General features: G+C 72.5%; 13 protein-coding genes. 6 read left to right on the forward strand and 7 right to left on the reverse strand.

Annotated features, from left to right (window positions below):
• Positions 1–95: 95 nt before the first annotated feature.
• Positions 96–1,067 (forward strand): COX15/CtaA family protein, encoded by a 972-nt coding sequence (locus GA0070616_RS03675; protein WP_091076218.1) that lies wholly within the window; start codon positions 96–98, stop codon positions 1,065–1,067.
• Positions 1,068–1,197: 130 nt separating this feature from the next.
• On the opposite strand, the gene GA0070616_RS03680 is transcribed toward GA0070616_RS03675, so the two are convergent.
• The 3 genes from GA0070616_RS03680 to GA0070616_RS03690 form a co-directional block, all read right to left on the reverse strand.
• Positions 1,198–2,121: an ATP-grasp domain-containing protein gene (locus GA0070616_RS03680; RefSeq protein WP_091076222.1), complete on the reverse strand. Its 924-nt coding sequence runs from the start codon at positions 2,119–2,121 to the stop codon at positions 1,198–1,200.
• Between the two features lie 7 nt (positions 2,122–2,128).
• On the reverse strand, positions 2,129–2,464 hold the full coding sequence (locus tag GA0070616_RS03685) for a hypothetical protein (RefSeq protein ID WP_091076225.1): 336 nt from the start codon (positions 2,462–2,464) through the stop codon (positions 2,129–2,131).
• 379 nt (positions 2,465–2,843) lie between these two features.
• The gene (locus GA0070616_RS03690; RefSeq protein WP_091076229.1) at positions 2,844–3,797 is read right to left on the reverse strand and encodes a heme o synthase; all 954 of its coding nucleotides are present in this window, start codon (positions 3,795–3,797) and stop codon (positions 2,844–2,846) included.
• A 267-nt stretch (positions 3,798–4,064) separates the two neighbouring features.
• Between GA0070616_RS03690 and tkt the strand changes: the two genes are divergently transcribed.
• From tkt to pgl, 5 genes are all read left to right on the forward strand, one after another.
• On the forward strand, positions 4,065–6,203 hold the full coding sequence (gene tkt, locus GA0070616_RS03695) for a transketolase (protein WP_091076232.1): 2,139 nt from the start codon (positions 4,065–4,067) through the stop codon (positions 6,201–6,203).
• Positions 6,204–6,219: 16 nt separating this feature from the next.
• Positions 6,220–7,401, forward strand: coding sequence for a transaldolase (tal, locus tag GA0070616_RS03700; RefSeq protein WP_091076235.1), 1,182 nt, complete (start codon positions 6,220–6,222; stop codon positions 7,399–7,401).
• Between the two features lie 263 nt (positions 7,402–7,664).
• The gene (zwf, locus tag GA0070616_RS03705; RefSeq protein ID WP_091076239.1) at positions 7,665–9,179 is read left to right on the forward strand and encodes a glucose-6-phosphate dehydrogenase; all 1,515 of its coding nucleotides are present in this window, start codon (positions 7,665–7,667) and stop codon (positions 9,177–9,179) included.
• Entirely contained in the window at positions 9,176–10,192 is a 1,017-nt protein-coding gene (locus GA0070616_RS03710) for a glucose-6-phosphate dehydrogenase assembly protein OpcA (RefSeq protein ID WP_091076242.1), read from the forward strand. The genes zwf and GA0070616_RS03710 overlap by 4 nt, the downstream gene beginning before the upstream one ends.
• 109 nt (positions 10,193–10,301) lie before the next feature.
• A complete protein-coding gene (pgl, locus tag GA0070616_RS03715) occupies positions 10,302–11,072 on the forward strand; it encodes a 6-phosphogluconolactonase (RefSeq protein ID WP_091076246.1) in 771 nt (256 codons plus the stop codon).
• Between the two features lie 194 nt (positions 11,073–11,266).
• Here pgl and GA0070616_RS03720 read toward each other — a convergent pair whose 3' ends face one another.
• The 4 genes from GA0070616_RS03720 to GA0070616_RS03735 all read right to left on the reverse strand — a co-directional run bounded on the left by GA0070616_RS03720 (position 11,267) and on the right by GA0070616_RS03735 (position 14,195).
• Positions 11,267–11,611, reverse strand: coding sequence for an RNA polymerase-binding protein RbpA (locus GA0070616_RS03720; protein ID WP_091076249.1), 345 nt, complete (start codon positions 11,609–11,611; stop codon positions 11,267–11,269).
• A gap of 162 nt (positions 11,612–11,773) precedes the next feature.
• Positions 11,774–12,028 carry a preprotein translocase subunit SecG gene (gene secG, locus GA0070616_RS03725; RefSeq protein WP_091076253.1) on the reverse strand — a complete coding sequence of 85 codons (255 nt, stop codon included), beginning with the start codon at positions 12,026–12,028 and terminating at the stop codon, positions 11,774–11,776.
• A 95-nt stretch (positions 12,029–12,123) separates the two neighbouring features.
• Positions 12,124–12,915: a triose-phosphate isomerase gene (gene tpiA, locus GA0070616_RS03730; RefSeq protein ID WP_091076258.1), complete on the reverse strand. Its 792-nt coding sequence runs from the start codon at positions 12,913–12,915 to the stop codon at positions 12,124–12,126.
• Positions 12,915–14,195 carry a phosphoglycerate kinase gene (locus GA0070616_RS03735; RefSeq protein WP_091076261.1) on the reverse strand — a complete coding sequence of 427 codons (1,281 nt, stop codon included), beginning with the start codon at positions 14,193–14,195 and terminating at the stop codon, positions 12,915–12,917. Before GA0070616_RS03735 ends, tpiA begins: the two co-directional genes overlap by 1 nt.
• Between the last annotated feature and the right edge of the window lie 9 nt (positions 14,196–14,204).

Consider the following 14,204-nt stretch of genomic DNA (forward strand, 5'->3'; position numbering starts at 1 on the left):
GCCCACGTTACGTAATTCGGCAGGGGCCCGCAAACGCGGGGGTCGGTGATCCCAACCACCGCCGTGTCGGAGTCACCCGATCGGGCACCACTACGATGCGTAGGATTTGCGCCGTGAAGCCTGCCGTCCCGTTCTCTGTCTCCACCACCCTGCTGCGCCGCCTGGCGTACGCGAACATCGTCGCGAACGTCGCGATCGTCGTCACCGGCGGGGCGGTCCGGCTGACCGCGTCCGGACTGGGCTGCCCCACGTGGCCCCGGTGCACCGACGAGTCGTACACGACCACGCCGGAGATGGGCGTGCACGGGGTGATCGAGTTCGGCAACCGCCTGCTCACCTTCGTGCTGGTGCTGATCGCGGGCGCGACCCTGCTCGCCGCGCTGCTGCACCGTCCGCGCCGACGGGGCGTGGTGCTGCTCGCGCTGTCCGTGGTGCTGGGCATCGTGGCGCAGGCCGTGATCGGCGGGATCACGGTACGCACCCAGCTGCACCCCTCGATCGTGGGCATCCACTTCGTGGTGTCGATGCTGCTCCTGCTCGCCACGTACGCGCTGTGGCGACGCGTCGACGAGCCCGACGGGCCGACCGCCCCGGTGGTCCCGTCGCCGCTGCGGGCGCTGACCTGGCTCACGGTCGCCGCCAGCGCCGCGGTGATCGTCGTCGGGGTCGCGGTGACCGGCAGCGGACCGCACGCCGGTGACGCCGACGCGGTACGCAACGGCCTCGACCCCCAGGCGATCTCCCAGGTGCACGCCGACCTGGTGTTCCTGCTGATCGGCCTGACCGCGGGGCTGTGGCTGGCCCTGCGGGCCGTCGGCGCACCCGGCCGGGCGGTGCGCGCGGCCGGCGTGCTGCTCGTGGTCGAGCTGGCCCAGGGCGTGGTGGGTTTCGTGCAGTACGTCACCGACCTGCCCGCCATCCTGGTCGGCGCGCACATGCTCGGTTCGTGCCTGGTCTGGCTCGCCACGCTGGCGGTGCTGTGGTCGACCCGCGAACGCCGGCCGGCCGGGCCCATGCCGACCGTCGCACCGGCCGCCGCCCCACCACCGGTCCCGGCCCGCGTCTGACCTCCACTCGCCGGAACCCGGCCCCCGTGACCCAGCGGCGGGGGACCCGCCCGGGCGGGCGGGCGGAGGACTCGCCGGGCCCGACGGCACGCAGACCCGGCCGGGTGGGAGGCCGCCGGGTCGGGGTGGCTCAGGCGCCGCCGCGGGAGAGGTGGGTGACGATCGCGTCGGCCAGGCGGTCCGGGGCGCCGTCGGCGTACCCGAGGAACAGCGACGGCTCCGTCAGCTCCAGCTCCACCAGCACGGGGGTGCCGTCCGGGCCGGGGATCAGGTCCACCCGCGCGTAGAGCAGCCGGCCGGATCCGCCGGGCACCGCCGCGAGGGTCCGCTCCGCGACCGCGAGTTGCGCGGCGGTGGCGGTACGCGCGGTGATCTCCTCCGGCCGGTGGTGGTCCGCCACGCCCTCGTCCGGGCCGGCCAGCATGGGCCCCTTGCGGATGGCGTGGCTGAAGGCGGGGCCGTGCGGGCCGGCGAGGAAGAGCAGGGCCGTCTCCCCCTCGGTGTCGACCGCGGTGAGGTACGGCTGGACCATGGCGACCCGGCCGGCCGCGCCGAGCCGCCGCACGTGCGCCTCGGCCAGGTCGCGGTGGTGCGGGTCGGCCAGGTCGTAGCGGCCCGTGTCCTGGCTGCCGGCGCTGACGGCCGGCTTGACGACGTACTCGCCCCGCTCGGCGGGCGGTCGCCACGGGCGGCCGGGCAGCACCCAGCCCGTCGGCACGGTGGGAACCCCGGCGGCGGCCAGTTCGTCGAGGTAACGCTTGTCGGTGTTCCAGCGGACCACGTCGGCCGGGTTCGCCAGCCGGGGCACGCCGGCGGCCCAGGCCACGAACTCGTCGGGGCGGAGGATGTAGTCCCAGGGCGACCGGAGCACGACCAGGTCGTAGCCGGCCCAGTCGACGGTGGGGTCGTCCCAGACCGCGGGCACGGCCAGCACCCCCCGCTCGGCGAGCGGCCCGAGGACGAGCCGGTCGTCCGCCTCCAGAGCGGCCCGGTCGGCGCAGGTAACGAGAGCGACCCGGGGTTTCCCCCGGGTCGACTGGTGGAAATCGGTCACATCTATGTCAACGGGCCATCGTGCGCCGGGCCATCGACCGCCACAGGTCGTTGCTCGGCCGCATCTGGTCCATCAGTTCACGCTCCCAGGCGTTCTCGACGTCGACCCCCGCGGTCGCGCAGGCCTGACGGGCGACGCCCGTGTCCTCCGCGAACTGGTCGCCCCACGCCCCGTCCGCACCGACGAGGACGATGCGGGCACCGCGCTTGCCGACGTACTCGATGACCGCCTTCGCCCCGCCGTGCTCGGCGGCGAACGACTTGATACCCGCGACCAGGCCGTTGGGGGCCTGCCCGGAGACGGTCTGCTCAGCCGTCAGCGTCGTATCGGAACCATCTGCCATGACGCGAAGCCTAAGCAGACGCCCACCCGGGTGGGCGAGAACCATGAACCTTTTGTGATGCCAATTACCCGGAGGTTTAAGGAGATCCCAAGGCGATCTGCCCCGCTATGTCGGGACATGGCCGGGCCAAGCGGGCTGGCAAAAGCCGGTTACCACGGCGATTCGAGCAGGTCAGATCCTTGATCAGAATTTCGCAGATGTGACCTGAAACCCGGACATCATATCCATCATGATGATTTGTCGAAGGCTGACGACCACGTCCGGTGACCATCCAACCACTACCCCGACCGCATCGGCACGAGGCAGGTCCACGCCGCCCCGCCACGTGGGCGCGGGGCGGGGCGACACCGCCCGGCCGCCGGAGGGCCGACCCCGGAGGTCAGACCAGCGCGTCGAGCGCGACGGCCGCGAACAGGATCGTCAGGTACGTGGTCGACCAGTGGAACAGCCGCATCGGCTTGGCCGCCTCGCCGCGCGACACCCGACCCGCGAGCCTGTGCGCCTCCACCAGGAAGACCGCGCCCACCACCAGCGTCGGCACGCCGTAGACGGCGCTCAGACCCAGCGGCCAGGCGACCAACGAGGTCAGCACGGTGAGCCAGGCGAAGATGACGATCTCCGCGTTGACCCGGCGGGCGGAGGCGACCACCGGCAGCATCGGAATGCCCGCACGGGCGTAGTCGTCCTTGTACTTCATCGCGAGCGGGTAGAAGTGCGGCATCTGCCAGAAGAAGACCACCGCGAACAGCGCCCAGGCCACCGGCGACAGCGAACCGGTCACCGCCGCCCAGCCGATCAGCACCGGAGCGGCCCCGCACGCGCCGCCCCAGAAGGTGTTGGCCGGCGTGGTGCGCTTGAGCCACAACGTGTAGACGAGGTCGTAGTAGACGATCGCGGCGAGGGTCAGCCCGGCGGCGAGCAGGTTGGTCAGCGCCGCCATCATCGCGATCGACACCACCGCCAGCACCAGCCCGAAGACCAGGGCGTTGCGGGGCGACACCGTGTGCGCGGGCAGCGGGCGACGCTTCGTGCGCCGCATCAACTGGTCGATGTCCCGGTCGATGTAGCAGTTGAGGACGCTCGCCGCGCCGGCCGCGAGCGAGCCGCCGACCAGCACCACGGCCACCAGCCACAGCGGCGGCATCCCGCCGTCGGCGAGCATCATCGCCGGCACGGTGGTGACCAGCAGCAGCTCGACGATGCGCGGCTTGGTCAGTGCCACGTACGCGGCCACGACCGCCCGGACGTCCCGCGGACGGGCGACCTCGCCCACCGTGCCCACCGGCTGCGTCCCGGCAGGGTTGCTGACGGGGCGCTCGGTGATCATGCTCACGGATTGCCACCTTCCGGTGTCGGCAGGGGAGGTTCGGTTCGGTCGCCGCCCGGCTCGGGGCCACACACCGACCCACACACTACGCGTCGTCGTTCTGGCTGCCCGGGCGACCCGGCAACGGTGCGGGCCGTCACACCCACCGCTGAACGCCGAACCGGCCGCACACGTACAGACCAGCATGCTGAGATCCGCGGGCGCACGTTTAGGGCCGCTCGATAGGGTCACCAGTGAGGGTTCCGCCCATCTCGCCGAGGAGCACAAACCATCGTGGCTGCCAACCGACCCGAGTACCCCGCACTTGACTGGTCCGACCTCGACCGCCGGGCCGTGGACACCGTCCGCGTGCTGGCCATGGACGCCGTGGAGAGATCCGGCAACGGCCACCCCGGCACGGCGATGAGCCTCGCCCCCGCGGCGTACCTGTTGTTCAACCGGGTCATGCGGCACAATCCGGCGGATCCGAACTGGCCCGGCCGCGACCGCTTCGTGCTCTCCGCCGGCCACTCCAGCCTCACCCTCTACATCCAGTTGTTCCTCTCCGGCTACCCGCTGAGCCTGGAGGACCTCCGCTCGCTGCGGCAGTGGGGCTCGCTGACCCCCGGGCACCCGGAGCACGGGCACACCCCCGGGGTGGAGACCACCACCGGGCCGCTGGGCCAGGGCCTGGGCAACGCGGTCGGCATGGCGATGGCGGCCCGCCGCGAGCGCGGCCTGTTCGACCCGGAGGCCGAGCCGGGCACCTCCGTCTTCGACCACCACATCTGGTGCATCGCCTCCGACGGCGACATCGAGGAGGGCATCAGCCACGAGGCCAGCGCGCTGGCCGGGCACCAGCAGCTGGGCAACCTCTGTGTGATCTACGACGACAACGAGATCTCGATCGAGGACGACACCCGCATCGCCAAGAGCGAGGACGTCGCCGCCCGCTACGAGGCGTACGGGTGGCACGTGCAGACGGTCGACTGGCGCAGCGGCGACGCCGACCAGGGCGACTACCACGAGGACGTGGAGGCGCTGCACCGCGCGCTGCTCGCGGCGAAGGCGGAGACCGACCGTCCCTCGTTCGTCGCGCTGCGCACCATCATCGGCTGGCCCGCCCCGAACAAGCAGAACACCGGCAAGATCCACGGCTCGGCGCTCGGCGCCGACGAGGTGGCCGCCACCAAGCAGGTGCTCGGCTTCGACCCGGCGCAGACGTTCGAGGTGACCGAGGAGGTGCTCGCCCACGCCCGCACGGTGATGGGTCGCGGCGACGCCGCCCAGCGTGAGTGGCGGCAGGCGTTCGACTCCTGGGCTGCCGCCAACGCCGAACGCAAGGCGACCTACGACCGGATCGCCGGCCGGGTGCTGCCGCAGGGCTGGGCCGACGCGCTGCCGACCTTCCCCGCCGACGCCAAGGGCATCGCCACCCGCGCCGCCTCCGGCAAGGTCCTGGAGGCCCTCGCGCCGGTGCTGCCCGAGCTGTGGGGCGGCTCGGCCGACCTGGCCGAGAGCAACAACACCACCATGAAGGGCGAGCCGTCGTTCGTCCCGGCCGTCCACGCCACGAAGGACTTCCCGGGCCACGAGTACGGCCGGACGCTGCACTTCGGCATCCGCGAGCACGCCATGGGCGCGATCCTCAACGGCATCGCCCTGCACGGCGGCACCCGCCCGTACGGCGGCACCTTCCTGGTGTTCAGCGACTACATGCGCCCGGCGGTGCGGCTGGCCGCGCTGATGAAGCTGCCGGTGGTCTACGTCTGGACGCACGACTCGATCGGCCTCGGCGAGGACGGTCCCACCCACCAGCCGGTGGAACACCTGACCGCGCTGCGCGCCATCCCCGGCCTGGACGTGGTCCGCCCGGCGGACGCCAACGAGACGGCCTGGGCGTGGCGACAGGCGCTGGAGCACACCGACCGGCCGACCGCGCTGGCGCTGAGCCGGCAGGCGCTGCCGACGCTGGACCGCACGTCGCTGGCCGGGGCCGAGGGGGTCGCCAAGGGCGGCTACGTGCTGGCCGAGGCGTCCAACGGCAAGCCCCAGGTGATCATCATCGGCACCGGCTCCGAGGTGCAGCTGTGCCTGACCGCCCGGGAGCGCCTGGAGGCCGGCGGCACCCCCACCCGCGTCGTCTCGATGCCCTGCCAGGAGTGGTTCTTCGCGCAGGACGAGGCATACCGGGAGTCGGTGCTGCCGCGCGGGGTAAAGGCCCGGGTGAGCGTGGAGGCGGGTATCGCGATGTCCTGGCACGGCATCGTCGGCGACTGCGGCGAGAGCGTCAGCCTGGAGCACTACGGCGCGAGCGCCCCGCACTCCGTGCTGTTCGAGCAGTTCGGCTTCACCCCGGACCGGATCATGGCCGCCGCGCACGCGGCGCTGGCCCGGGTCGGGGACATCACCGGTTTCACGACCGGCAACTGAGGGGAGCGTTGGCGGCATGACGACGGACAGGCTGAGCGAGCTCACCGCCGCGGGAGTGGCGGTCTGGCTCGACGATCTTTCCCGGGTACGGCTGTCCACCGGCGGGCTGGACCAGCTGCGCCGGGAGAAGCACGTGGCCGGGGTGACCACCAACCCGACGATCTTCGCCAAGGCGTTGAGCGACGCCGACGAGTACGACTGGCAGCTGCGCGACCTGGCCACCCGGGGCATCGGGGTCGAGGAGGCCGTACGGATGCTCACCACGTACGACGTGCGGTGGGCGTGCGACGTGATGCGGTCCTCGTACGACGCCAGCGCCGGCGTCGACGGCCGGGTGTCCATCGAGGTGGACCCCCGGCTGGCCCACGAGACCACGAAGACGGTCGCCGAGGCCAGGGCGCTGTGGTGGCTGGTCGACCGGCCCAACCTGTTCATCAAGATCCCGGCCACCGAGGCCGGCCTGCCGGCGATAACCGCGGCCCTGGCCGAGGGCATCAGCGTCAACGTGACGCTGATCTTCGGGCTGGACCGCTACTCGCAGGTCATGGAGGCGTTCCTCGCCGGTCTGGAGCAGGCGAAGGCCAACGGCCACGACCTGTCGAAGATCGGTTCGGTGGCCTCGTTCTTCGTCTCGCGGGTCGACAGTGAGGTCGACAAGCGGCTGGAGAAGGTCGGCTCCGAGGAGGCCAGGGCGCTGCGCGGCAAGGCCGCCGTCGCCAACGCCCAACTGGCCTACCAGCGCTACGGCGAGGTGTTCGCCAGCGACCGCTGGCAGGCCCTCGCGGACGCCGGGGCCCACCCGCAGCGTCCGCTGTGGGCGTCCACCTCGACGAAGAACCCGGACTACCGGGACGTCATCTACGTCGAGGAGCTGATCGCCCCCGGCACGGTCAACACCATGCCCGAGCCGGTCATCCACGCCTACGCCGACCACGGCGAGACCCGGGCCGACACCATCACCGGCGCGTACGACGCCGCCCGGCAGGTCTTCGCCGACCTGGAGTCGGTGGGCATCGACATGGCCGACGTGATCGCCGTGCTGGAGCGCGAGGGCGTGGAGAAGTTCGAGGCCAGCTGGCTGGAACTGCTCGACGGCGTACGCCGCTCGCTGGAGGCCGCCGCCCGGGGCACCGGGCACCCGGGGGACGCCGCCCGCCCCAACGCGGAGGCCGCCCAGCAGGCCGGGGGCAACGCGTGAGCCGTGACGCGTCCCGCTGACCGGTCGGGACCGGCGGGCCGTGCCGCATCGGTGCGGTGATCCTCCGGCCCCGCCGGGCCGTACACCTTTCGCAACCCGCCCGCCGACGGAGCCGTCGACGGGCGAGCGGGCACCGGCCGACGTCGGACGATGCCCACCGCACCCGACCGACCGGTCGGTGCCCGGCCCGGCCGCGCGACGCGGCCGGGCCGCCGCCGACGGAGACGACTGACGATGTGGACCGAGCGGAGCGAGGAGGCGGCGTGAACCCGCTGCGCGACCCGCAGGACCGGCGACTGCCGAGGATCCCGGAGCCCTGTGCCCTGGTGATCTTCGGCGTGACCGGTGACCTGGCCCGGAAGAAGCTCCTTCCGGCTGTGTACGACCTGGCCAACCGGGGGCTGCTGCCGCCCGGTTTCGTGGTCCTCGGGTTCGCCCGGCGGGACTGGGTCGACGGCGACTTCGAGGCGCTGGCGCACGAGGCGGCGAGGGAACATGCGCGTACCCCCTGGCGGGACGAGGTGTGGGCCCGCCTGGCCGGCAACATCAAGTTCGTGGGCGGCTCGTTCGACGACGACGCCGCCTTCGACCGGCTGGCCCGGACCCTCGACGACCTGCGCGACAGCCACGGCATCCACGGCAACGCGGCGTTCTACTTCTCCATCCCCCCGACCGCGTTCCCGGTGGTGCTCAAGCAGTTGGCCCGCACCGGGATGGCCGACAACGAGAAGTGCGGCGGCTGGCGCCGGGTGGTCGTGGAGAAGCCCTTCGGCCACGACCTGCCCTCGGCGAAGGCCCTCAACGACCTCGTCGACGACGTCTTCACCCGGCAGGACGTCTTCCGGATCGACCACTACCTGGGCAAGGAGACGGTCCAGAACATCCTCGCCCTGCGCTTCGCCAACAGCCTGTTCGAGCCGCTGTGGAACTCCAAGTACGTCGACTCGGTGCAGATCACCATGGCCGAGGACGTGGGCATCGGCAGCCGGGCCGGGTTCTACGACTCGGTGGGCACCGCCCGCGACGTGCTCCAGAACCACCTGCTCCAACTGCTGGCCCTGGTCGCCATGGAGGAGCCGACCAGCTTCGACGCCGACGAGATCCGGGCCGAGAAGCTGAAGGTGCTCAAGGCGATCACCCTGCCCGGCGACGTCGCCCGGGACACCGTGCGCGGGCAGTACCTGCCCGGTTGGGTGGGCGGTCAGCGGGCCCGCAGCTACCTGGACGAGGAGGGCGTTCCCGCCGGCTCCACCACCGAGACGTACGTGGCGGTGCGGCTGGGCATCCAGAACCGGCGCTGGGCCGGGGTGCCGTTCTACATCCGCGCCGGCAAGCGGCTGCCGCGCCGGGTCACCGAGGTCGCCATCATCTTCAAGAAGGCGCCGCACCTGCCGTTCAACCCGGCCGACATGGAGATGCTCGGCAACAACCAGTTGGTCATCCGGGTGCAGCCGGACGAGGGCGTGGTGCTCAAGTTCGGTTCGAAGGTGCCCGGCACCACCATGGAGGTCCGCGACATCGCGATGGACTTCCAGTACGGCGAGGCGTTCACCGAGTCCAGCCCCGAGGCGTACGAACGGTTGGTGCTGGACGTGCTGATCGGCGACCGCACCCTGTTCCCCGACGCCGCCGAGGTCGAACAGAGCTGGGCGGTGGTGGACCCGCTGGAACACGCCTGGGAGGGCACCGCACCGGAACCGTACCGGTCGGGTGAGTGGGGCCCCCGGGCCGCCGACGAGATGCTGGCCCGCGAGGGCCGGGCCTGGAGACGAGCATGATCGGACTGTGGGACACCACCGGCAACGAGGTGGTCAAGGCACTCGCCGCCGAGCGGCGCAGCGCCGGCGGGGTGGCCAGCGGCATGGCCCTCACCCTGATCGTCGTGGTGGACGAGAAGCGGGTCCGCGAGGCGGAGGCGGCCGCCACCATCGCCGCCGCCGCCCACCCCTGCCGACTGCTGGTGGTGGTGCGCTCCGACGTCGACCGGGACCGCAACCGTCTCGACGCGGAGATCGTCGTCGGTGGTCGGCTGGGCCCGTGCGAGGCGGTGGTGACCCGGATGTACGGCCGGCTCGCCCTGCACGCCGAGTCGGTGGTCATGCCGCTGCTCGTGCCGGACGTGCCCGTGGTGACGTGGTGGCACGGTGAGCCGCCGGACGAGATCGCCACGGACTTCCTCGGCGTGGTCGCCGACCGGCGGATCACCGACGCCGCGCAGGCCGCCGACCCCATCGAGGCGCTGCGCCAGCGGGCCCGCGACTACGCGCCCGGCGACACCGACCTGGCGTGGACCCGGATCACCCCGTGGCGCACCCTCGTCGCCGGGGCCTTCGACACCACGGAGGCCCGGGTCACCGACGCCACCGTGGTCGCCCCGCCCACCGACCCGACCGCCGCGCTCATGTGCGGCTGGCTGAGCAGCCGGCTCGGCATCCGGCCGCGCTGGGAGCACACCGACGCCGCTCCCCGGATGCGCGAGGTGCAGCTGCGCTGCGTCAACGGTGACGAGCTGACGCTGACCCGCGACGACAGCAGGGCGACGTTCCGGCGTACCGGTCAGGAGGACCGCAACCTGCCGCTGGTGCGTCGCCCGCTCGGCGACGAGCTGGCCGAGGAGCTGCGCCGCCTCAACGCCGACCAGGTGTACGCCGAGGCCCTCGGCACCGCCGCCGGGCTCACCGGCCTGGAGCAGCGCCAGGGGCAGCGGGTGCACGTCTGGAAGGACCCGGCGACCGCCCAGCGGGCCGAGGCCGGGGTCACCGCGCACGCCGGCACGTCGGGGCAGGAGTGAACGCCCCGGGCCGGCGGGGCCGCCGGGTTCCGCAACGGGTCGACGTCGCCCCGAACACACAGGTACCGACACCGGCCGCCGGGCGGTCGCGGACACGAAGGCACAGCGAATGAGTGAGGCGAGTGTCGCCGTCCACGCCGACGCCGACCTGCTGGCGCAGGCCGTGGCGGCCCGACTGCTGGTCAAGGTGCTCGACGCGCAGGCGGAGCGGGGGCAGGCGTCGGTGGTGCTGACCGGCGGGCGGATCGCGGCGGCCGTCCACCGGGCGGTGGCCGCCCTGCCGGCCCGTGACGCGGTCGACTGGTCCCGCGTCGACGTCTGGTGGGGCGACGAGCGGTTCCTGCCCACCGGCGACCCGGAACGCAACGAGACCCAGGCCCGGGCGGCGCTGCTGGACGTCGTGCCGCTGGACCCGGCCCGGGTGCACGCCATGCCGGCCTCCGACGGCCCCGACGGCGCCGACCCGGAGGAGGCCGCCGCGCGGTACGCGGCCGAGCTGGCCGCCGCGGCCCGGCCGGGCACCGCCACGCTCCCCCACTTCGACGTGCTGATGCTCGGCATCGGCGAGGACGGGCACGTCGCCTCCGTCTTCCCCGAGCATCCGGTGCACTACGACACCCGGCCGGTCAGCGCGGTGCGGGGCAGCCCGAAACCGCCGCCGGTGCGCACCACGCTCACCCTCCCGGCGATCAACACGGCCGAGGAGGTGTGGCTGGTAGCCGGTGGCGCCGACAAGGCCCGCGCGGTCGGGATGGCCCTCGCCGGAGCGGGGCCCGTGCAGGTGCCGGCGGCGGGTGTCCGGGGCACCAGCCGGACCCTGTGGTTGCTGGACCGGGCGGCGGCGGCCGACGTCCCCACCCGGTTGCGCAGCCTGCGCTGAAGCCCTCCGGTGCCACCGCCGCGCCCGACGGGCCGACCAACGGCGGGACCGCTGGCGCCGACAACATGCGGCAAGTTGCGGTGTCCGGAGCCGGGGACACCGCGACTTGCCGCAACTTGCGGCAGGGGCGAGACGGGGCGGCCGGGGGCGAGACGGGGCGGCAGGGACGGGACGGGGCGGCCGGTCAGCGTGGGTCAGGAACGGCCCCGACGGCGGTGCAGGGCGGCGAGGGCCTCGGCGAGGATCGCCTCCCCCTCGGCCTGGGTGCGCCGCTCCTTCACGTACGCCAGATGGGTCTTGTAGGGCTCGGGGCGCGACCGGCCCGGCGGGTTCTGGGCGTCCTGCCCGGCGGGCAGACCGCAGCGCGGGCAGTCCCAGACGGGCGGAGCCTCCGCCTCGGCGGCGATGCTGATCTCGACCCGGTGGTCGTTGCGACACCAGTAGCTGACGGCCCGCCGGGGAGCCGGCTCGTAGCGCTGGGCGTGGCGGGCGGGTGCGGACCCGATCCGGGTGCCCCGGATGACATTGCCGTTCGGCACGGCGCTCGCTCCTGTCGTCGGAGGGGACCGCCGTCGGAGGGGGTGGCGGCGGGCGACGCGGTGCAGCGGAGAAAAGGACTGCGCGCGGCCCGTCAGTGACGGACCGCGCGCAGATTGTACGCTTCGGCGGGCACCCTCAGCTGCCCCCGGTGCGCGGAGTGTTCAGCTGCCCACCTGGAGTCGCAGCCAGAGCCCCAGCCCGACGATGCAGGCGAACCAGACGATACCCACCAGGACGGTGTAGCGGTCGAGGTTCTTCTCGGCCACCGACGACCCGGCCAGGCTGGAGCTGACGCCGCCGCCGAACATGCTCGACAACCCACCGCCCTTACCGCGGTGCAGCAGGATGAGCATGGTCAGGATGACGCTCGTGATGACCAGCAACACGATCAACGTGTATGCGAACCAGATCGGCATGGCTGGGGTCAGTCCTCTCGTTACGATCCTCGCCCGGGCAGATCGGGCACCGTGGCACCGACCGACGGACGGGCGGGATCAAGGATAGCGAGCGATCAGCGGGTGATGTGCTCCGGGAACCGGCAGATCTTCGCGAACTCCTCGGCGTCCAGGCTCGCGCCGCCCACCAGAGCCCCGTCCACGTCCGGCTGCGCCATGATCGCCGCCACGTTCGACGACTTCACCGAACCGCCGTAGAGGACCCGGACCTGGTCTGCGGTGCCCTGGTCGTAGTTCTCCGCCAGCCGCTGCCGTAGCGCCCCGCACACCTCCTGGGCGTCCTCGGGCGTCGCGGTCTTGCCGGTGCCGATCGCCCAGACCGGCTCGTACGCCACCACGACCTTGGTCACCTGCTCGGCGGAGAGGCCCTTCAGGGCGCCGTCGAGCTGCTCGTTGCAGTGCGCCACCTGGTTGCCCTGCTCGCGGACGTCCAGCCCCTCCCCCACGCAGAGGATCGGGGTCAGGCCGTTGGCCAGCGCCGCCTGCACCTTGGCGCCGACCAGCGCGTCGTCCTCCCGGTGGTACTGCCGCCGCTCCGAGTGGCCGACCGCCACGTACGTGCAGCCGAGCTTGGCCAGCATCGAGCCGGAGATCTCGCCCGTGTACGCGCCCGAGGCGTGCGGGGACAGGTCCTGCGCGCCGTAGCCGATGAGCAGCTTGTCGCCGTCGACCGCCGTCTGCACGGTGCGCAGGTCGGTGAACGGGGGCAGCACCACCGTCTCGACGTCGGTGAGTTGCTTCTCGGTGAGGCTGGCCGCCAGCTTCTGCAGCAGCAGGTTGGCCTCGAGGTGGTTGCAGTTCATCTTCCAGTTGCCGGCCATCAGCGGCCGACGGGTGGCGCTCGCCATCAGTTCTCCAGAGCCGCGATGCCGGGGAGGGTCTTGCCCTCCAGGTATTCCAGGGATGCCCCGCCACCGGTGGAGATGTGGCTGAAGGACTTCTCGTCCAGGCCCAGCGCCCGCACCGCGGCGGCGGAGTCGCCGCCACCGACCACGGTGAACGCGTCAGCGCCGGCGATGGCCTCGGCCACCCCGCGGGTGCCGTTGGCGAACGCCGCCATCTCGAACACGCCCATCGGGCCGTTCCAGAAGATCGTCCGCGCGCCGCCCGGCTCACCGGACGCGGTCTCCTTGATGGCGGCGGCGAACGCGGCGACCGTCTGCGGACCGATGTCCAGCCCGATCCGCTTGCTGGGGATGCCGTCGGCCGGCACCACGTCGTGCGCGGCGTCCGGGGCGAACGCGTCCGCGGCCACCACGTCGACCGGGAGCATGATCTTGCCCTCGGCGCGCTCCAGCAGGTCGCGGCAGGTCTGGACCATCTCCTCCTCGAGCAGGGAGGAGCCCACCTCGTGGCCCTGGGCCTTGAGGAAGGTGAAGCACATGCCACCGCCGATGAGCAGCCGGTCGACCGTCGGCAGCAGGGCCTCGATCACCGCCAGCTTGTCGGAGACCTTCGACCCGCCGAGCACCACCACGTACGGCCGCTCGGGAGAGGCGGTCAGCTTCGAGAGCACCTCCACCTCGCGCAGCACGAGACGGCCGGCAAAGTGCGGCAGCCGGGCCGGCACGTCGTACACGCTGGCGTGCCTGCGGTGCACCGCGCCGAACGCGTCGTCGACGTACGCGTCGCCGAACGCGGCGAGCTGGTCGGCGAACGCACCGCGCTCGGACTCGTCCTTGCTGGTCTCGCCCTTGTTGAAGCGCAGGTTCTCCAGCAGGGCGACCTGGCCGTCGGCCAGGGCGTCCACCGTGGACCGGGCCGAGTCGCCGACGGTGTCGGTGGCGAAGTGCACCGGCGCGTCGAGCAGCTCACCGAGGCGCCCGGCGACCGGACGGAGGCTGAACTGCGGGTCCGGAGCGCCCTTCGGGCGGCCCAGGTGCGAGAAGACGACCACCTTCGCACCGGCCTGCACCAGCGCGGTCAGCGTCGGCAGCACCGCGCGGATGCGGCCGTCGTCGGCGATCCTCGTTCCGTCCGGAGTGCCGCCCTGCGGCCCGGAGGCGGAACCATGATCGTTGATCGCTCCGGTCTGCTTGTCGAGCGGGACGTTCAGGTCGGCGCGCACCAGCACGCGCCGACCCGACACCCCCTCGGCGAGCAGGTCGTCGAGGGTACGGATGCTCACAGAGTCAGT

It is taken from the genome of Micromonospora nigra (assembly GCF_900091585.1).
Lineage (GTDB): Bacteria > Actinomycetota > Actinomycetes > Mycobacteriales > Micromonosporaceae > Micromonospora > Micromonospora nigra.

Excerpts from the sequence above, each read along its gene's own strand:
- GA0070616_RS03675 (WP_091076218.1), top strand. The coding sequence starts at position 96 with ATGCGTAGGATTTGCGCCGTGAAGCCTGCCGTCCCGTTCTCTGTCTCC.
- GA0070616_RS03685 (WP_091076225.1), bottom strand. The coding sequence starts at position 2,464 with ATGGCAGATGGTTCCGATACGACGCTGACGGCTGAGCAGACCGTCTCC.
- tal (WP_091076235.1), top strand. The coding sequence starts at position 6,220 with ATGACGACGGACAGGCTGAGCGAGCTCACCGCCGCGGGAGTGGCGGTC.
- GA0070616_RS03710 (WP_091076242.1), top strand. The coding sequence starts at position 9,176 with ATGATCGGACTGTGGGACACCACCGGCAACGAGGTGGTCAAGGCACTC.
- pgl (WP_091076246.1), top strand. The coding sequence starts at position 10,302 with ATGAGTGAGGCGAGTGTCGCCGTCCACGCCGACGCCGACCTGCTGGCG.
- secG (WP_091076253.1), bottom strand. The coding sequence starts at position 12,028 with ATGCCGATCTGGTTCGCATACACGTTGATCGTGTTGCTGGTCATCACG.
- tpiA (WP_091076258.1), bottom strand. The coding sequence starts at position 12,915 with ATGGCGAGCGCCACCCGTCGGCCGCTGATGGCCGGCAACTGGAAGATG.